This is a genomic window from Streptomyces sp. NPDC007095, assembly GCF_040634475.1.
Classification (GTDB): Bacteria; Actinomycetota; Actinomycetes; order Streptomycetales; family Streptomycetaceae; genus Streptomyces.
Genome location: NZ_JBEYFS010000099.1, coordinates 2,870 through 21,795 on the forward strand (window position 1 = coordinate 2,870; position 18,926 = coordinate 21,795).

Genomic DNA, 18,926 nt, shown 5'->3' on the forward strand with positions numbered 1-18,926 from the left:
GCCTGCAGGCCGATGAGGGCTGATCGCGCAGTTCCCCGCACCCCTGAAGGCCCCGGCCCCGGCCCACGCCATCCAGCCGGTCCGGCGATTGAGGACGAGGCCGGTCAGGCCGATGAGGGGGGTCGGGGGCAGAGCCCCCCGGGGATGGCGGCGGGGGCGAGAACGATGGCGGTGCGTTGTCGGTGGGGCGTGTCAGGATGGGCGGCGTGGCACAGACATTCGGTACGCCGTTCATCGGCCGGGACGGCGAACTCGCCCGGCTCACCGGCGTGCTGGACCGCGCCCGCGACGGCAGCCCCCGCGCCGTCGTGCTCTCCGGAGACGCCGGCGTCGGCAAGACCCGCGTCCTGACGGAGGCCGCCGCACACGCCACGCGCACCGGCATGACGGTACTCACCGGCCACTGCGTGGACCTCGGCGACGTGGGCCTGCCCTATCTTCCGTTCACGGAGATCCTCGGCGTGCTCGGCGGGGACGAGCGGTTCGCCGCCGCCCTCGCGGCGCACCCGGCGGTCGACCGCCTGCTGGGCGCCGGCAGCGGGACGGACACGGACACCGGCAGCCGGCTGCGGCTCTTCGAGGGCGTGGCCGGCCTGCTGGCGGACGCCGCCGACATCACCCCCCTCCTCCTGGTCCTCGAAGACCTCCACTGGGCCGACCAGTCATCGAGGGACCTCCTGCGCTTCCTCCTCAGCCGGGGCGTCCTGCAGAATCCCACCCCCGGCTCCCCCACCCACCGCCTCGCCCTCTTCGCCTCGTACCGCGCGGACGACCTGCACCGCCGCCACCCCCTGCGCCCCCTGCTCGCCGAGCTGGCCCGCCTGCCCTCCGTGGACCGACTCGAACTGCGCCCGATGGCCGACGCCGAAGTGGCCCGCCTGGTGCGCGCCCTGCGGACGGACGCCCTCTCCGACACCACCGTCCGCCGCATCGTCGACCGCGCCGAGGGCAACGCCTTCTACGCGGAGGAGCTGCTCGCCGCGCTGCCGGGCGACCTCGACCCGGTGGCGCCCGCCATGCCGAGCGGCCTCGCCGACCTCCTCCTCATCCGGATCGAGCAACTCTCCGACACCGCCCAGCAGGTGCTGCGCACGGCCGCGGTCGCCGGGCGGCGCGTCGAGCACGACCTGCTGCGTGACGCCGTACAACTGCCCGAGGACGAGCTGGAGTCGGCGCTGCGGGAGGCCGTAGGACGGCAGCTGCTGGTCCCCGGCGACGACGCCACGTACTCCTTCCGGCATGCCCTCGCCCGTGAGGCCGTCTACGCCGATCTGCTGCCCGGCGAGCGGGTCCGGCTGCACGGCGCGTTCGCCAAACTCCTCGCCGGGCGCGGTCACACGGCACAGAGCGCGGCCGAGCGCGCCCACCACTCGCGGGAGAGCCATGATCTCGCGGACGCGCTGACCGCCTCGCTGGAAGCCGCCGACCACGCCCAGCGGGTCGGCGCGCCCGCCGAGGAGCTGCGCCACGTGGAGGCCGCGCTCGAACTGTGGCCCGCGGTGGACCCCGGCGCCCGCCCCCGGGACGGCGACCCGGTCACGCTCACCCTGCGCGCCTCCGCTGCCGCCGCGCACGCCGGGGAGACCCACCGGGCGGTCTCCCTCACCCGCGCCGCACTGGCCAGAGCGGGGTCGGACGCGGACTCGGAGCTCGCCGCCCGCGTCCGCTACACCCTCGCGGGCAATCTGATGCGCGTCGACAGTCTGCAGGCCGCCTTCACCTACAGCAGCGAGGCCCTGGCCATGATCCCGGCCGAGCCCCCGTCGCACACCTGGGTGTGGGCGGCGGCCACCCATGTCATGGCCGCGCGGTACATGGGCCACGACGAGGACGCCGAGCGCGTCGCCCGGCAGGCGCTGCGCACCGCCGAGGAGCTCCGGCTCGCCGACGCCCAGGCCGACCTGATCATCTCCCTGGTCGGTCTTGAAGACCACAACCGGCGTACGGCCGAGGGCCGGGAGCGGCTTCGGCAGGCCCGTGACCTGGCCCGACGCGCCGGCAATGTCTCCGTCGAGATGCGCGCCCTCTTCAACCTCGCCATCGGGGCCTACGAGTCCGGGGTCCTGGACGAGTGCCTGGCCTGGCTCGCCGAAGGACTCGAGCGGGCGAACCGCTCCGGGCTCGTCTCCTCCCCGTACGCGCTGGAGCTGCGCTACCTCCAGTCCCTGATCCTCTACACCCTGGGCCGCTGGGACGAGTGCGCGCGGGCGGCCGCCGCCGACGCCGAACGGCTGCCACCGGCGGGCGGCTTCGCCGTCGGCCCCGCGTTGTACGTCGCCCTGGCGCGCGGCCAGGAGGGGCCCGCCGAGCGGGCCCGCACGCTGCTCGACGGGCCGTTCGACTGGATGGCCACGCTCGTCGCGGGCATCGTGCTGACCGACGCCGCCGCCCTGCGCGGCGACCCCGAGGGCGCCGTCGCCTCCGTGCGTTCGACGCTCGGGGCACTCAGCGACGGCTCCGGCAGCGAGCGGCCCGACATCGGTGTGCGGCTCGCGGCGCTGGCTCTGGCGGCGGTCGCGGACACCGCCGTCGAACTGCGTCTGACCGGCGACGAAGCGGGCGCCCGACGCTGGACGGACATCGCGACCGAGCTGGTGGAGGTGGCCCGGAGTACGGCCGCCAAAGGGGAGGACGGGTCGCGCCAGGGACCGGAGGGGCTTGCCTGGCTCGCCCGCGCCGAGGCGGAGTGGCTGCGCGCGCACTCGGGTCCCGATGTGGCCGCCTGGGAGAAGGCGGTCGCCGCGTTCGACTACGGCGATCCCTATGAACTGGCCCGATGCGAAAGGCGGCTGGCCGAGGCGCTGCTCGTGGCGGACCGTCGGGAGGAGGCAGCCGAGCGGGCCCGCGCGGCGCGCGACACCGCCGTCCGGCTCGGCGCCGTACCGCTGCGCGAGGAGCTGGACACCCTGATCCGGCGCGGTCGTCTCGCCGACTCACCGTCCGCCGCGGACCGTGTCCCGGCGCTGACCGCCCGCGAGAGCGACGTCCTGAGGCTGCTGGCGCGTGGCCGCACCAACCGTCAGATCGGCGAGGAGCTGTTCATCACGGGGAAGACGGCGAGCGTGCACGTCTCCAACATCCTCGCCAAGCTGGGCGCCGCGGGCCGCACCGAGGCCGTGGCCATCGCCTACCGGGAGGGGCTGGTCGAGCCGCCCCGGAACCCTCGCGCATGACCGACCCCCGCGCACGACCGGGGCCCGGTCACCCCAGGTGACCGGGCCCCAGCCCGCGTACTGCGAATGTCAGACGAGGTTCACCGAGCGCGCCGAGGTGGCGCCGATCTCCTCGGCCACCTCGCCCAGCACGTTCTGCGGGACCGTGTCGTCGACGGTGAGGACCGCGAGGGCCTCGCCGCCCGCGGCGGCACGCGCGACCTGCATGCCCGCGATGTTGATGCCCGCCTCGCCGAAGATACGGCCGACGGTGCCGACGACGCCGGGACGGTCCTCGTAGCTCAGCACGACCATGTGGTCGGCGAGCGCGAGGTCCACGTCGTACTCGCCGACGGCGACGATCTTCTGCAGGTGCTTGGGGCCGGCCAGCGTGCCGGAGACCGAGACCTCCTGGCCGTCGCCGAGCGTGCCGCGCACGGTGACCACGTTGCGGTGGTCGGGGGACTCCGAGCTCGTGGTCAGACGGACCTCGACGCCGCGCTCCTGCGCGAACAGCGGGGCGTTGACGTACGACACCGTCTCGTCGACGACGTCCTCGAACACGCCCTTGAGCGCGGAGAGTTCGAGCACCTTGACGTCGTGCTGGGTGATCTCGCCGTACACCTCGACGTCGAGGCGGACCGCGACCTCGCCCGCGAGGGCGGTGAAGATGCGGCCGAGCTTCTCGGCGAGCGGCAGACCGGGCTTGACGTCCTCGGCGATGACACCACCCTGCACGTTCACCGCGTCCGGGACGAGCTCACCGGCGAGGGCGAGGCGCACCGAGCGGGCGACGGAGACACCGGCCTTCTCCTGCGCCTCGTCCGTGGAGGCGCCGAGGTGCGGGGTGCAGACGACCTGGTCGAGCTCGAAGAGCGGGGAGTCCGTGCAGGGCTCCTTCGCGTACACGTCGAGGCCTGCGCCGGCGACGCGGCCCTCCTTGAGCGCCGAGAACAGCGCCTCCTCGTCGACGATCCCGCCGCGCGCGGCGTTGACGATCCGCACCGACGGCTTGACCTTGTGCAGCGCCTCGTCGCCGATGAGACCGACCGTCTCGGGGGTCTTGGGCAGGTGCACGGTGATGAAGTCCGAGACCTCGAGCAGCTCGTCGAGGGAAAGGACCTTGACGCCCATCTGCGCGGCCCGGGCAGGCTGGACGTAGGGGTCGTAGGCGACGACCTTCATGCCGAACGCGGACATGCGCTGGGCGACCAGCGCGCCGATGCGACCGAGGCCGACGACACCGAGGGTCTTCTCGGCGAGCTCGACGCCGGTGTACTTCGAGCGCTTCCACTCGCCGTTCTTCAGCGCGGAGTTGGCCTGCGGAATGTGACGCGCGGTGGCGAGCAGGAGGCCGCAGGCCAGCTCGGCCGCGGTCACGATGTTCGAGGTGGGGGCGTTGACGACCATCACGCCGGCCTTGGTGGCGGCGGAGACGTCGACGTTGTCCAGGCCGACGCCGGCTCGTGCGACGACCTTGAGCTTCTTCGCGGCGGCAACGGCCTCCGCGTCGACTTTGGTGGCCGAACGGATCAGGATCGCGTCGACGTCGGCGATCGCGGGCAGCAGCTCGGCGCGGTCCGCGCCGTTCGCGTGCCGGATCTCGAAGTCCGGGCCCAGGGCGTCGACGGTCGCGGGCGACAGCTCTTCAGCGATGAGTACGACAGGTTTCGAGCTCACGTGAGTCCTCACAAGTCCAATGCGGACGGCCGTCCCGACGGCCGCATGCGGTGGAGGGTTGCTAGCCGCGTGGAAGACGCACGACGCTGTGGGCCTGACGCGTATGTTGTGCAGCAGTGTAGTGCCGCTACGGGGGCCTTCTTGCGCCTCCGTGGAAGGATCACCCGTCCGTGGCTGGACGGGGTGGACAACGTCGCGCTCACGGGCGTTACCCAGGGTTGGCCGAAGGGGCCGGAGCGGATGCTCCGGCCCCTTCGGCCGTACGGCTTACGCCTCGTCGTTGACCCACGACATGAGCTTGCGGAGCTCCTTGCCGGTGGTCTCCAGGAGGCTGTTCTCGTCCTGCGTCTTGTACTCGTTGTACTTCTTCAGGCCGGAGTGGTACTCCTCCATCCAGTTCCTGGCGAAGGTGCCGTCCTGGATCTCCGCGAGGACCTTCTTCATCTCGGCCTTGGTGGCGTCCGTGATGATCCGCGGGCCGGTGACGTAGTCGCCCCACTCGGCGGTCTCGGAGACCGACCAGCGCATCTTCTCCAGACCGCCCTCGTACATGAGGTCGACGATGAGCTTCAGCTCGTGGAGGCACTCGAAGTACGCGATCTCCGGCTGGTAGCCGGCCTCGGTCAGCGTCTCGAAGCCCGCCTTGACCAGCGCCGCGGTGCCACCGCAGAGAACGGCCTGCTCACCGAACAGGTCGGTCTCGGTCTCCTCCGTGAAGGTCGTCTTGATGACGCCCGCGCGGGTGCCGCCGATGCCCTTGGCGTAGGAGAGGGCGAGCGGGAAGGCGCTGCCCGTGGAGTCCTGCTCGACGGCCGCGATGCAGGGAACGCCGCGACCCTCCTCGTACTGGCGGCGCACCAGGTGGCCCGGGCCCTTGGGGGCGACCATGCACACGTCGATGCCGGCCGGGGGCTTGATGAAGCCGAAGCGGATGTTCAGACCGTGGCCGAAGAACAGCGCGTCGCCGTCCTTCAGGTTGTCCTTGATGGACTCCTCGTAGACCTGGGCCTGGATCGGGTCCGGCACCAGGATCATGATGACGTCGGCCTCGGCCGCGGCCTCCGACGGCGTCACCACGCGCAGGCCCTGCTCCTCGGCCTTGGCCTTGGACTTGGAGCCCTCGTGCAGACCGACGCGGACGTCCACACCCGAGTCACGCAGCGACAGCGCGTGGGCGTGGCCCTGGCTGCCGTAGCCGATGACCGCGACCTTGCGGCCCTGGATGATGGACAGGTCGGCGTCGTCGTCGTAGAACAGCTCGGCCACTGGGGTTCTCCTTGGTGTGCGGTGTTGCGTCCCACCGTACGGCGGGCGGGGGAAGGGAAGTTTTCGGGTCTCGGTATGCGGGCGGTCGGTGGACCCACCGACCGCCCCTACCAAGGATCAGGCTGATCGGTCGAGCGCGCGCAGCGAGCGGTCCGTGATCGAACGCGCCCCGCGTCCGATCGCGATCGTGCCGGACTGGACGAGCTCCTTGATGCCGAACGGCTCCAGCATCTTGAGCATGGCCTCCAGCTTGTCGCTGCCGCCGGTGGCCTCGATGGTGACGGCCTCCGGAGAGACGTCCACGGTCTTGGCGCGGAACAGCTGGACGATCTCGACGATCTGGGAGCGCGTCTCGTTGTCCGCGCGCACCTTCACCAGAACGAGTTCGCGCTGCACCGCCGAGCCGGGTTCCAGCTCGACGATCTTCAGCACGTTGACGAGCTTGTTGAGCTGCTTGGTGACCTGTTCGAGCGGCAGCGCCTCGATCACGTTCACCACGATGGTGATGCGCGAGATGTCGGGGTGCTCGGTGACGCCGACGGCGAGCGAGTCGATGTTGAAGCCGCGGCGGGAGAACAGGGCGGTGATCCGGGCGAGGACACCCGGCTTGTTCTCGACGAGGACGGAGAGGGTGTGCTTGGTGCTCATGGTGGTGGACTCGGCTCTCTCTCGGTCTCAGTCGTCTTCGTTGTCGCCGAAGTCGGGGCGGACGTCCCGGGCGGCCATGATCTCGTCGTTCGAGGTGCCGGCGGCGACCATCGGCCACACCATGGCGTCCTCGTGCACGATGAAGTCGACCACGACGGGGCGGTCGTTGATCGAGTTCGCCTCCGCGATGACCTTGTCGAGGTCATCGGGGGACTCGCAGCGGATCGCGTAGCAGCCCATGGCCTCCGACAGCTTGACGAAGTCGGGGACGCGGGTGCCGGCGCTCGGCTGCTTGCCGTCCGCGTCCGGGCCGGAGTGCAGCACGGTGTTGGAGTAGCGCTGGTTGTAGAAGAGGGTCTGCCACTGGCGGACCATCCCGAGGGCGCCGTTGTTGATGATGGCGACCTTGATCGGGATGTTGTTCAGGGCGCAGGTGGTGAGCTCCTGATTCGTCATCTGGAAGCAGCCGTCACCGTCGATCGCCCAGACCGTCCTGTCCGGCTGACCGGCCTTGGCGCCCATCGCGGCCGGAACCGCGTAGCCCATCGTTCCGGCGCCGCCGGAGTTCAGCCAGGTCGCGGGCTGCTCGTACTGGACGTAGTGCGCGGCCCACATCTGGTGCTGGCCGACGCCCGCCGCGAAGATGGTGCCCTCGGGCGCGAGCTGTCCGATGCGCTCGATGACCTGCTGCGGCGACAGGGAGCCGTTGTCCGGCTGCTCGTAGCCCAGCGGGTACGTCTCGCGCCAGCGGTTGAGGTCCTTCCACCAGGCGGTGTAGTCGCCTGCGTGGCCCTCGCTGTGCTCCTTCTGCACGGCCTGGACCAGGTCGGCGATGACCTCGCGGGCGTCACCGACGATCGGCACGTCCGCGGCGCGGTTCTTGCCGATCTCGGCCGGGTCGATGTCGGCGTGGACGATCTTGGCGTACGGGGCGAAGCTGTCCAGCTTGCCGGTGACGCGGTCGTCGAAGCGGGCTCCGAGGGCGACGATCAGGTCGGCCTTCTGCAGCGCGGTGACGGCGGTGACCGCACCGTGCATGCCCGGCATTCCCACGTGCAGCGGGTGGCTGTCGGGGAATGCGCCGAGCGCCATCAGGGTGGTGGTGACGGGCGCTCCGGTGAGTTCTGCGAGGACCTTCAGCTCGGCGGTGGCCTTGGCCTTGAGGACGCCGCCGCCGACGTAGAGGACGGGCCGCTTGGCCTGGGTGATCAGCTTGGCGGCCTCGCGGATCTGCTTGGCGTGCGGCTTGGTCACCGGGCGGTAGCCGGGCAGGTCCTGGGTGGGCGGCCACTGGAAGGTGGTCTGCGCCTGGAGGGCGTCCTTGGCGATGTCGACGAGGACGGGGCCCGGGCGGCCGGTGGAGGCGATGTGGAAGGCCTCCGCGATCGTCCTCGGGATGTCCTCGGCCTTGGTCACCAGGAAGTTGTGCTTGGTGATCGGCATGGTGATGCCGACGATGTCCGCCTCCTGGAAGGCGTCCGTGCCGATCGCCTTGGACGCGACCTGCCCGGTGATCGCCACGAGCGGCACCGAGTCCATGTGCGCGTCCGCGATCGGCGTCACCAGGTTGGTGGCACCCGGGCCGCTGGTCGCCATGCAGACGCCGACCTTGCCGGTGGCCTGCGCGTAACCGGTGGCCGCGTGTCCCGCGCCCTGCTCGTGCCGCACGAGCACGTGCCGCACACGCCTGGAGTCCATCAGCGGGTCGTACGCCGGAAGGATCGCGCCGCCGGGAATGCCGAATACCGTCTCGGCCCCGACCTCCTCAAGCGAGCGGATGAGGGACTGCGCTCCCGTGACGTGCTCGGGGGCGGACTGCTGTCCTCCGGAACGGGGCCGCGGCTGCGGGTGATGGGCCCCGGTGGCCTGCTCGGTCATCGGCATTCTCTTCTCGATGCTGAGGGTTTTTGCGAGTTTTGTGCGGTGTACGACTGGTGCCTGTGCAACAAAAAACCCCTCGTGCCGTGAGGCAAGCGAGGGGAGCGCGCCGGGTGCGGTCGCTGGGTGTTCCGGGTCCGTCCGGTGGTCACCAGCTTCAGCCGACGCGCTTTCCAAGTACGAGAATTCGGGTGCGCATGGCATTGACCCTCCCCCCGGCACGCACCGACTGTCAAGTGGGTGGGACGGGAGTCTCATTATGTGAGCGGAGGGCCGTACCGCCCCCGAGAACTGCGGGCACACCACTCGTATACACCCCCGCGCCGCCGCCCGCGAACGCGGGCTCGGCCGGACCGTGCGGCACCGGGTAGTGGCCACAGGACAGCACTCTGCGCAGCCGGTACTCGTCGAGCGGGCCGGAGAAGGCCATGCCCTGTCCGTGCGTGCAGCCCATCGCGCGCAGGGCGACGACCTGCTCGGGCAGGTCCACACCGTCGGCCACGGACTGCAGCCCCAGGTCGGTGGCGATCCGCAGCAGCCCGCTGGTGATCTTGTGCAGCCGGGCGGACTCGACGACACCCTCGACGAGACCCCGGTCGAGCTTCAGCACGTCGACGGGCAGCCTCCTGAGCGTCGTGATGGCCGCGTAGCCGCTGCCGAATCCGTCCAGGGCGACCCGGACGCCGAGCCGCCGCAGCGCGTTCAGCCGCCGCTCCAGCTCGTCCAGGGAGACCCGGGGGTCGGTGTCGGCCAGCTCGACGATCAGGGAGCCGGAGGCGAGCCCGTGCCGGGTCAGCAGAGCCTCCACGGAGCCGAGAGGCATCGAGCGGTCCAGCAGACGCCGGGCGCTCATCCGCACGGCGACGGGCACCGCGACACCCGCGGCGGCCCGCTCGGCGGCCTGCTCGACCGCCTCCTCGAGCATCCATCGGCCCAGCTCGGCGGTCTTGTCGCTGTCCTCGGCGACGCGCAGGAACTCCGTCGGCGTGAAGAGGACACCCTGGGAGGAACGCCAGCGGGCCTGGGCGGTGACCGTCACGATCCGGCCGTTCCCGAGGCAGACCACGGGCTGGTGGAGCAGTGCGAACTCGCCGTCCTGGAGCGCGGAGCGCAGCCGGGTGGCCAGCTCCGCCTTCCGTACGACGTCCTGCTGCATCTGGGGCGCGTACAGCTCGACGCGGCCCTTTCCGGCCGCCTTGGCCCGGTACATCGCGAGGTCGGCGTTGCGCAGCAACTCGCCCGCCCCCAGGCCCGGTTCGGCGAAGCCGACGCCGATGGACGCGGCGACGCGGACATCGTTGCCGCCGATGGAGTACGGCTGGGAGAGCTTGATCCGCAGCCGGTCGGCGAGCTCCAGGATCTGCTGTTCGCGCGCGCCCCGGTCGCGGCTGCCGTCGCCGACGATGAGCGCCGCGAACTCGTCGCCGCCGAGGCGGGCGGCGGTGTCGCCCTGCCGCACCGAGTCCTGGAGTCTGCGGGCGGCCTGGACGAGGAGCTCGTCGCCGGCCTGGTGCCCGATCGTGTCGTTGACGGCTTTGAAGCCGTCGAGGTCGATGAAGAGCACGGCCGTGCCGCGAAGTGCGGCGCCGCGGTCGGTGGAGCGGCGGCCGGACAGCGCCTGCTGGACGCGCCGGGTGAACAGCGCGCGGTTGGGCAGGTCGGTGAGCGGATCGTGTTCGGCGTTGTGCTGGAGCTGCGCCTGGAGCCGGACCCGCTCGGTCACATCACGGCTGTTGAAGATGAGGCCGCCGTGGTGTCGGTTGACGGTGGACTCCACATTGAGCCAGCCGCCGTCGCCGGACTTGAAGCGGCACTCGATGCGGGTGGTGGGCTCCTCCAGGTGACTGGCGGCCAGGAAGCGGCGCACCTCGTGCACCACACAGCCGAGGTCCTCGGGGTGGATGAGGGAGGCGAGCTCGGAGCCGACGAGTTCCTCCGCGTTGCGGCCGTAGACCCCGGCGGCGGCCGGGCTGACGTACCGCAGGATGCCGTTCGGTGCGGCGATCATGATGACGTCGCTGGAGCCCTGCACCAGGGAGCGGAAGTGGTTCTCCTGCTGGGCCAGCTCCTGGGTGAGGGTGATGTTGTCGAGCAGCATGATGCCCTGGCGCACCACGAGGGCGAGTACGACGAGCCCGGCGGTGATGAGCACGACGCGGTCGACGCTGCGGCCGTTCAGGACGTTGTAGAGAATGCCCAGCGTGCACACGGCGGCGGCCAGGTAGGGCGTGAGCGCGGCCAGTGATCCTGCGATCGGGCGGGTGGCCGGGTACCGGTTGTGCCCTGCGTCCTGAGGCCCCTGAGGCTCTTGAGCTCCCTGAGACTCTTGAGCTCCCTGAGTTCCCTCGGTGATCCCGGGTCCGCCCTGGCGGGACCCGGGGATGTGCTCGTGCACCACGCGTGCGTGCCCGTCCCTACGGGGCTCGTCCGTGCTGTGACTGTCGGCGGTCGGCTGCCCGGGCCGGGGACCGACCCACGGGGCGTACGCGAGGAGCAGGGACCCGGCGAACCAGCCCGCGTCGAGGAGCTGCCCGGAGTGGTAGCTGTTGTGCAGGAGGGGCGAGGTGAACAGGGCGTCGCACATCACGGTCAGGGCGAGCGCGCCGATCGCGGTGTTCACCGCCGAGCGGTTCACCGACGAGCGCTTGAAGTGCAGCGCGAGCACCATGCTGACCAGGGCGATGTCCAGCAGCGGGTACGCCAGCGAGAGCGCGGTGTGCGCGACGCTCGGCCCGTCGAACTTCGCCGCCTGGGCGAGCGCGAGGCTCCAGGACAGCGTGAGCAGGGAACCGCCGATCAGCCAGGAGTCGAGCGCCAGGCAGACCCAACCCGCCTTGGTCACAGGCCTCTTGGCTAGCACGAGCAGTCCTACGATGGCGGGCGGAGCGAAACAGAGGAAGAAGAGATCGGCGTAGCTGGGACTCGGGACCTGGCGGTCGAGGACGACCTCGTACCACCCCCAGACTCCGTTGCCCAGCGCGGCCATGGTGGAGGAGAGCGCGAACAGCAGCCACGCGGGTCGAAAGCGGCTGCGGCGGCTGCGGGCGTAGAGGAAGCAGGAGACCGCGGCGGTGCCCGCGGCGGCGCTCAGCCCGAAGTCGCCCATGAACAGCGCGAGGGTCACGGAGCCCCAGCCGAGCGCGGAACCGAAGGCGTATCCCGCGCATACCAGGGCCAGCACGAGTTGCGGAATCAGGCCCGCCCCACCGCCGCACAACGGCCGCCGGGACAGCAGCGCCCCGGGGGAGCTCACCGGGCCCACCCGGTCCGCACGGGGTCCCGCCGGCCCGTGTGCGCTGGGTGCGCATGCCTTCTGCGGCCGCTGTGCCTGCGGTGGTGATGGCCACCGTGACCGCCATGGCCGCCGTGGCCGCGTCTGCGCGTGGCCGCGCGCCAGGGTCGTCGGCGGCCCCGCCGCGTCGGATCGTTGGTCCATAGGCCGTACATCGCCCGTCGCCCCCCTCGCAGTCCGAATGTCCATCCCCGGCGCCGAACGGTGCGCGGCGCAGCCCCTGTCGGGACGATACACCAGTCTCGTCACTCAGGGACATAGTTCCTCTACGCTCCGTGACGATCAGCGGCGGCACGGACACCGTCCGCATTCGCAGGACTGCGGAGGGTGCCCGAAGTTCGCTACGCGCCCGTCGTAAGGACCACGTTGCCCAGGGGTTCCTGGTTCACGAAACGATTCAACTGCGCGGTCAGAAGCCGCTTGGCGCGCGGCAGGAACGCGGAGGTGGGGCCGCCGACATGGGGGCTGATGAGCACGCCGGGCGCCTGCCACAAGGGATGTCCCTGGGGCAGCGGCTCCGGATCGGTGACGTCGAGGGCCGCGGTGAGGCGTCCGCTGTCCAGCTCGGCGAGCAGCGCCTTGGTGTCGACGACCGGCCCGCGGGCGACGTTCACCAGCAGCGCGCCGTCCTTCATCCGGGCCAGGAACTCGGCGTTCACCAAGCCCCGTGTGCTGTCGGTGAGGGGCGTGGAGAGCACCACGACGTCGGCCTCAGGGAGCAGTGCGGGCAGTTCCGTGAGTGGGTGCACCGGACCGCGCGCCGTGGTGCGCTCGGAGCGCGCGACGCGCGCCACCCGCGCCACTTCGAAGGGCGTGAGCCGGTCCTCGATCGCGGACCCGATCGAGCCGTAGCCCACGATCAGTACGGACTTGTCGGCCAGCGCCGGATGGAATCCGGAGTGCCATTCCCCCTTGTCCTGCGCCCGTACGAAGTCGGGGACGCCCCGCAGCGAGGCGAGGATCAGCGTGAGCGCGAGCTCGGCGGTGCTCGCCTCGTGCACTCCACGGGCGTTGCACAACTGCACACCCGGGGGCAGGGACTGCACGCCCTGCAGGACGTGGTCGACCCCGGCGGAGAGCGTCTGCACGACCCGCAGGGAGGTCATTTCGGCCAGCGGCCGCTGCCCTACGCCGAGCGCCTTCATATAGGGGACGACGTAGAACTCGCAGTCGGCGGGATCCGCGGGAAACTCCTGGTCGCCGTCCCAGAAGCGGTAGCTCAGGCCCTCGGGGAGGCCCTCGATCTCGTCGGCGTGAAAGGGAAGCCACACATCGGAAGTCATGGTCAGGAGGCTATGCCAGGTGCCCGGTCGCGCAGAGGTTAGGTTGGGGTGCCGGAAGAAGGAGGGTCAGGGCCAGGTGGAGCGCAGGACGATCGGCGCGGCAACGCTCGATGTGGGGGCGATCGGGCTCGGGTGCATGCCGATGAGCTGGGCGTACACCTGTTCGCGACAGCGTGGCGAGGAGTCGCTGCGCGCGGTGCACGCGGCGCTCGACCGGGGGTCGACACTGCTCGACACGGCCGACATGTACGGGCCCTTCACCAACGAGCTGCTGGTGGGGAGGGTGCTGAAGGAGCGGCGCTCCGAGGCCTTCGTGTCGACGAAGGTGGGACTGCTGGCGGGCGAGCAGCACATCGTGGCCAATGGGCGCCCCGGCTATGTGAAGCGGGCGTGCGACGCGTCGCTGCGCCGCCTCCAGACCGATGTGATCGACCTGTACCAGCTGCACCGCGCGGACCCGGAGATTCCGGTCGAGGAGACGTGGGGCGCGATGGCCGACCTGGTGTCGGCCGGAAAGGTGCGCTCGCTCGGGCTGTGCGCGGTGGGCGCCCGGTCCGCCCGTCGCTCCGGGGCGCGGCTGCACGACGGAACGATCCGGCAACTGGAGCGGGTGCAGCAGGTCTTCCCGGTGAGCGCGGTGGAGGCGGAGCTGTCGGTGTGGTCGACGGAGGCGCTGGACTCGCTGCTGCCGTGGTGTGCGGCGCGCGGGGTGGGCTTCCTGGCGGCGATGCCCCTCGGCAACGGCTTCCTGACCGGCACGCTCACCCCCGGCGAGGGGTTCGAGCCCGATGACCTGCGCGCCCGCCACCCCCGCTTCACGGCCGAGATGATGGCCGCGAACCAGTCCATCGTCGTCGGGCTGCGGCGCATCGCCCGGCGCCACGGCCACCTCGGGAACGCGGTCACGCCGGCGCAGGTGGCGCTGGCCTGGGTGCTGGCACAGGGGCGGCACGTGGTCCCGGTGCCGGGCGCCAAGCGGGAGCGGTGGGTCACGGAGAACGCGGGCGCGGCCGGGCTGCGGCTGACGGCGGAGGACCTGGCGGAGGTGGCGGCGCTGCCGGGGGCACGGGGGTCCTGGGACTGAGGCCCCGCTCCGGAGGGACCTGGTGTCCGGGTTCGGGAACCCCTGGGACTCGCGCGGTGTATGAACAGTAGGACCGCCGCGTCGAAGGGACCTCTGATCGTGCAACGTCGAGTGATGAAGGCCGTGTTGGCCGCGGCAGCGCTGGTGGTGACGGCCGGCTGTTCCTCCGGTGGCGGAGGAGGGTCGCCGATCGGCGGCCTGAGCCCGTCGTCGAGCGGTACGGGAACGGGGGCGTCGTCCGCCCCGCGGGCCACCGAGACGGCCGCGCCCGCCAAGGGCTCGGTGAAGGTGGTGCGCACCGTCACCGAGGACCTCAAGTCGCCCTGGGGCCTGGCGCCGCTGCCGGAGGGCGGCCTGCTGGTGTCCTCGCGGGACGAGGGGACGATCACGCGGGTCGACGAGAAGACGGGCAGGAAGACCGAGCTGGGCCAGGTGCCCGGCGTGGCCCCCGCCGGCGAGGGCGGCCTCCTCGGCATCGCGCTCTCCCCCGCGTACGCCTCCGACCACATGATCTACGCGTACTTCACGACGGCCTCGGACAACCGCATCGTCCGCATGCTGTACGACGAGAAGAAGCCGTCCGGAGAGCAGCTCGGGGCGCCGGACACGATCTTCAAGGGCATCCCCAAGGGGATGATCCACAACGGTGGCCGGATCGCCTTCGGTCCGGACCGGATGCTGTACGCGGGGGCGGGCGAGACGGGTGACCGGGGGCAGGCCCAGGACACGGAGGCGCTGGGCGGCAAGATCCTGCGGATGACACCGGACGGCGATCCCGCGCCCGGCAACCCCTTCGACAACTCGGTGGTCTACTCGTACGGCCATCGCAATGTGCAGGGCCTCGCCTGGGACGACAAGCAGCGGCTGTGGGCCTCCGAGTTCGGCCAGGACACCTGGGACGAGCTGAACCAGATCAAGCCGGGCGACAACTACGGCTGGCCGGTGGTCGAGGGCAGGAGCGACAACCCCAAGTACCACAATCCGGTCGCCCAGTGGCACACGGACCAGGCCTCCCCGAGCGGTATCGCCTATGCCGAGGGCTCCATCTGGATGGCGGGGCTGCGCGGCCAACGGCTGTGGCGCATCCCGTTGAAGGGCACGGAGGCCGCCGCCGCCCCGCAGGCCTTCCTGAAGGGCGAGTACGGCCGGCTGCGCACGGTGGTCCCGGCCGGCGGCGACAAGCTCTGGCTCGTGACGAGTGAGACGGACGGCCGAGGCAGCCCCGGGAAGGGCGACGACAGGATTCTGGAGCTGGAGGTGAAGTAGGCGTCCGGCCTCAGGACTCGTCCGGTTCCGGCACGGGCTCCTCCCCCGTGTCGTCCTGCCCGTCCTCCTGCTCCTGGTCTCGCTCCTGCCTGGGCAGCCGTACGACCACCTTGCCGGAGGCCAGGTCTATGGGGCCGCGGCCCGGGTCACCGTCGTTCAGGTCCACGCGGCTCAGTTCGAGTCGCTTGCGTTCGTCGTTGGTGTGCTTGCGGCCTGGTGCGAAGAGCTCCTCGAACATGTTGAACACGGCGCCTCCCTCGGCCCGGGTCCGTACCAGCGTATGCCTCAGCCCGCCGTCCGGGCGGTGGGGGCCTCCTGGGGGAACAGACGCAGTCGGTGCGCCAGCGCCGCCGCCTCCCCCCGGCCCGAGACATCCAGCTTGGCCAGGATGTTCGAGACATGGACGCTGGCGGTCTTCGGGGAGATGAAGAGTTCCTCGGCGATCTGGCGGTTGCTGCGGCCGGCGGCGACGAGGCGCAGGACGTCGCGCTCACGGCTGGTGAGGCCGAGGGCCTCGGCCGGGTCGGGGGGAGCCGGGGCCGACGGCCCGGGGGCGCGGCCCAGGGCGAGGCGGGCCCGCTGGGCGAGGAGCGCGACGGCGTCGGCGAGCGGGCGGGCGCCGAGGTGGCCGGCCGCCGCACCGGCCAGCCGCAGAAGCTCCGTGGCGCGGGCCCGGTCGTCCTCGTCGGCTCCCGCGATCAGCAGGGACTCGGCGAGTCGGTGACGGACACGGGCGAGGTCGTAGGGGCGCTCCAGCGGTTCGAAGGCGGTGACCGCCTCGGACCATTCGCGCGGGTCGGCCGTGCCCTCGGCGCGGCGGAGCTCGGCGCGTACCCACCGTTCATGGGCGAGCCAGACGGGTGCTCCGGTGGCCAGGGACTTGGCGGCCTTGCGCAGCCGCTCCAGGGTCCCGGCACGGCCCGCCTCGGCGACGGGCAGTCCGCGGGCGTCGGCCTCCGCGGTGGCGGCGGCGAGCAGCAGCGGCCAGCCGTCACGCTGGGTGCCGGGCGGGAAGCCCGCGTCGAGGGTGTCCTCCAGGGCGGCGCGGGCGTCGAGGAGGCGTCCCTCTCCGGCGGCGATGCCGATCGCGGTGCGGACCAGGGGCAGCGAGTGCTGCGGCATGGGGTCGTGCGTACCGAAGTGGGCGCGGGCAGCGGCGAGTTGACGTGCGGCCTCGGCGAGGTCGCCGCGGGCGAGCGCGAGATCCGCGAGGCGCATGGCACCACTGCCGGACGGTTTGCCGCTGAGCCCGACACCCAGGGCGTTGCGCGCGGCCTCCACGGCCTCGTCCCACTGGCCGAGTGCGTAGAGCGACTCCGAGAGGTTGCCCCATGCCCAGGCCTCGGTGTCCAACAGCCCGGATTTACGGGCGAGTTCGATGCCCTCGCGCAGGACCGTGACCGCTTCCCGGGAGCGGCCGACGGACTCCAGGTGGGAGGGCAGGTTGATGTGGACGCGCCCCGTGACCATGGAGGGGGCGTGCCGCAGCACCCGTTCCTTGACCTCGTACATCTCTGCGATGCCCGTCTCCACGTCTCCCGCGTCGACCATGAGGCCGCCGAGCGTGAGCCGGGCGTTCAGCTCGATGTCCCGGGCGCCCACCATGCGCGCGTACTCCACGGCGCGCTCGGCGGCCGAGAGGGCACCGGGACCCGGTTCGTGCAGCATGCACCAGGCGGCGACCATGGAGAGCACCTCGGCATGCACCTCCGACGGCGGCAGGCCGCGCACCAGGTCCTGGGCGGTGGCGAGCTCCGTCCAGCCGTCCCCGCGGGCCTGTGCCTGCACCAGGCGGGAGCGCTGGATCCAGAACCACGCGGCGCGCAGGGGGTCGTCCTCGTCCTCCAGGACGCGCAGCGCCCGCTTGGTGATCTTCAGGGCGCGCTCGCGCTCCCCGCACAGCCGGCCCGCGACGGCGGCCTCGGCCATCAGGTCGAGGTAGCGCAGGGGGGTTTTGGCCGGGTCGCAGCCACAGGGTGGGAAGACCTCCACGTAGTCGATGGGGCGCAGCTCGTCCCGTACGGCTTCGGGGGTGGCCTCCCACAGCTCCATCGCGCGCTCCAGGAGCCTGAGTTGCTCGGAGTGGGCGTGGCGGCGGCGGGCCGCGACGGAGGCGTCGAGGACGGCGGGGAGGGCCTTGGCCGCGTCGTGCGCGTGGTACCAGTAACTGGCCAGGCGGGTGGCGCGCTCGTCGGCCGGGACGAGTGTGGGGTCGGCCTCCAGGGCTTCGGCGTAGCGGCGGTTGAAACGGGAGCGCTCACCGGGGAGCAGGTCGTCGCTGACTGCCTCGCGGACCAGGGAGTGGCGGAAGCGGTAGCCGTCGCCGCCGGGTGAGGCGTGCAGGATGTTGGCGCCGACTGCGGCGCGCAGCGCCTCGATGAGGTCGTCCTCGGCGAGCCGGGCGACGGCGGCCAGCAGCGGGTACTCGACGGTGGAGCCGCCCTCGGCGACGATCCGGGCGATGCGCTGGGCGCTCTCGGGGAGGCCTTCGACGCGGACGAGGAGCAGGTCGCGCAGGGAGTCGGTGAGTCCGGTGCGGCAGCCCTGGTGGGCGGCGACGGCGAGCTCCTCGACGAAGAACGCGTTGCCGTCGGAGCGTTCGAAGATGTCGTCGACCTGGGCGGGGTCGGGTTCGTGGGCGAGGATGCCGGCGATCTGACGGCCGACCTCGGCGCGGCTGAAGCGGCCGAGTTCGATGCGGCGGACCGTGCGGAGGCGGTCGAGTTCGGCCAGCAGGGGGCGCAGGGGGTGGCGGCGGTGGATGTCGTCGGCGCGGTAGGTGGCGATGACGACGAGGCGGCCGCTGCGCAGGGTGCGGAAGAGGTAGGCCAGCAGGTGGCGGGTGGAGGCGTCGGCCCAGTGCAGGTCTTCGAGGGCGACGACGACGGTGCGGTCGGCGGCGACGCGCTCCAGGAGGCGGGCGGTGAGCTCGAAGAGGCGGGCCATGCCCTCCTCGTCGGGCCGTCCGCCGCGGCCGGTCTCGCCCAGCTCGGGCAGCAGCCGCGCCAGCTCGTCCTCCTGGCCGGCGGCCGCGGCTGCGAGCTCGTCGGGGAGCAGCCGGCGCAGAGCGCGCAGGGCGGTGGAGAACGGGGCGAAGGGCAGTCCGTCGGCGCCGATCTCCACACAGCCGCCGCACACGAAGACGGCGCCCTCGCGGACGGCCGCGGTGGCGAACTCCTCGAGCAGGCGGGTCTTTCCGACTCCGGCCTCACCACCCAGCAGCAACGCCTGCGGCTCTCCCCCGGTGCTGAACGCCTGGGAGGTGCCCCCAGTGACCGTACGGGCGAGCGCGTCGTGCAGGACGCCGAGTTCGTCGGCGCGACCGACGAACACCAGGCTGACGGACCTGGTTTCCACAGGCCCGAGCATCGCACAGG

The 18,926-nt window shown here is 71.7% G+C and carries 11 protein-coding genes; 3 read left to right on the top strand and 8 right to left on the bottom strand.

The window, feature by feature from the left end; all coding sequences use genetic code 11:
• The first annotated feature begins 197 nt into the window (after window positions 1–197).
• A complete protein-coding gene (locus ABZ656_RS29820; RefSeq protein ID WP_360271689.1) occupies window positions 198–3,173 on the top strand; it encodes an AAA family ATPase in 2,976 nt (991 codons plus the stop codon).
• 69 nt (window positions 3,174–3,242) lie between these two features.
• On the opposite strand, the gene serA is transcribed toward ABZ656_RS29820, so the two are convergent.
• From serA to ABZ656_RS29850, 6 genes are all read right to left on the bottom strand, one after another.
• Entirely contained in the window at window positions 3,243–4,832 is a 1,590-nt protein-coding gene (gene serA, locus ABZ656_RS29825) for a phosphoglycerate dehydrogenase (protein ID WP_101400838.1), read from the bottom strand.
• Between the two features lie 267 nt (window positions 4,833–5,099).
• The gene (ilvC, locus tag ABZ656_RS29830; RefSeq protein WP_101400837.1) at window positions 5,100–6,098 is read right to left on the bottom strand and encodes a ketol-acid reductoisomerase; all 999 of its coding nucleotides are present in this window, start codon (window positions 6,096–6,098) and stop codon (window positions 5,100–5,102) included.
• 117 nt (window positions 6,099–6,215) lie between these two features.
• Window positions 6,216–6,746, bottom strand: a complete 531-nt coding sequence (gene ilvN, locus ABZ656_RS29835; protein WP_054234575.1) for an acetolactate synthase small subunit — start codon at window positions 6,744–6,746, stop codon at window positions 6,216–6,218.
• A gap of 27 nt (window positions 6,747–6,773) precedes the next feature.
• Window positions 6,774–8,630 (bottom strand): acetolactate synthase large subunit, encoded by a 1,857-nt coding sequence (locus ABZ656_RS29840; protein ID WP_101400836.1) that lies wholly within the window; start codon window positions 8,628–8,630, stop codon window positions 6,774–6,776.
• A 226-nt stretch (window positions 8,631–8,856) separates the two neighbouring features.
• Window positions 8,857–11,877 carry an EAL domain-containing protein gene (locus ABZ656_RS29845; RefSeq protein WP_360271655.1) on the bottom strand — a complete coding sequence of 1,007 codons (3,021 nt, stop codon included), beginning with the start codon at window positions 11,875–11,877 and terminating at the stop codon, window positions 8,857–8,859.
• 380 nt (window positions 11,878–12,257) lie between these two features.
• Window positions 12,258–13,199 carry a 2-hydroxyacid dehydrogenase gene (locus ABZ656_RS29850; protein ID WP_360271658.1) on the bottom strand — a complete coding sequence of 314 codons (942 nt, stop codon included), beginning with the start codon at window positions 13,197–13,199 and terminating at the stop codon, window positions 12,258–12,260.
• Between the two features lie 76 nt (window positions 13,200–13,275).
• Between ABZ656_RS29850 and ABZ656_RS29855 the strand changes: the two genes are divergently transcribed.
• Together ABZ656_RS29855 and ABZ656_RS29860 are read left to right on the top strand one after the other, a co-directional pair.
• Window positions 13,276–14,283: an aldo/keto reductase gene (locus ABZ656_RS29855; protein ID WP_101400834.1), complete on the top strand. Its 1,008-nt coding sequence runs from the start codon at window positions 13,276–13,278 to the stop codon at window positions 14,281–14,283.
• A 60-nt stretch (window positions 14,284–14,343) separates the two neighbouring features.
• Window positions 14,344–15,549 (top strand): PQQ-dependent sugar dehydrogenase, encoded by a 1,206-nt coding sequence (locus ABZ656_RS29860; RefSeq protein ID WP_101400833.1) that lies wholly within the window; start codon window positions 14,344–14,346, stop codon window positions 15,547–15,549.
• A gap of 10 nt (window positions 15,550–15,559) precedes the next feature.
• On the opposite strand, the gene ABZ656_RS29865 is transcribed toward ABZ656_RS29860, so the two are convergent.
• Both ABZ656_RS29865 and ABZ656_RS29870 read right to left on the bottom strand, forming a co-directional pair.
• Complete coding sequence (locus tag ABZ656_RS29865; protein WP_101400832.1) at window positions 15,560–15,796, bottom strand: DUF6191 domain-containing protein; 237 nt, start codon at window positions 15,794–15,796, stop codon at window positions 15,560–15,562.
• A 38-nt stretch (window positions 15,797–15,834) separates the two neighbouring features.
• Window positions 15,835–18,918, bottom strand: coding sequence for an AAA family ATPase (locus tag ABZ656_RS29870; RefSeq protein ID WP_360271663.1), 3,084 nt, complete (start codon window positions 18,916–18,918; stop codon window positions 15,835–15,837).
• Window positions 18,919–18,926: the final 8 nt, after the last annotated feature.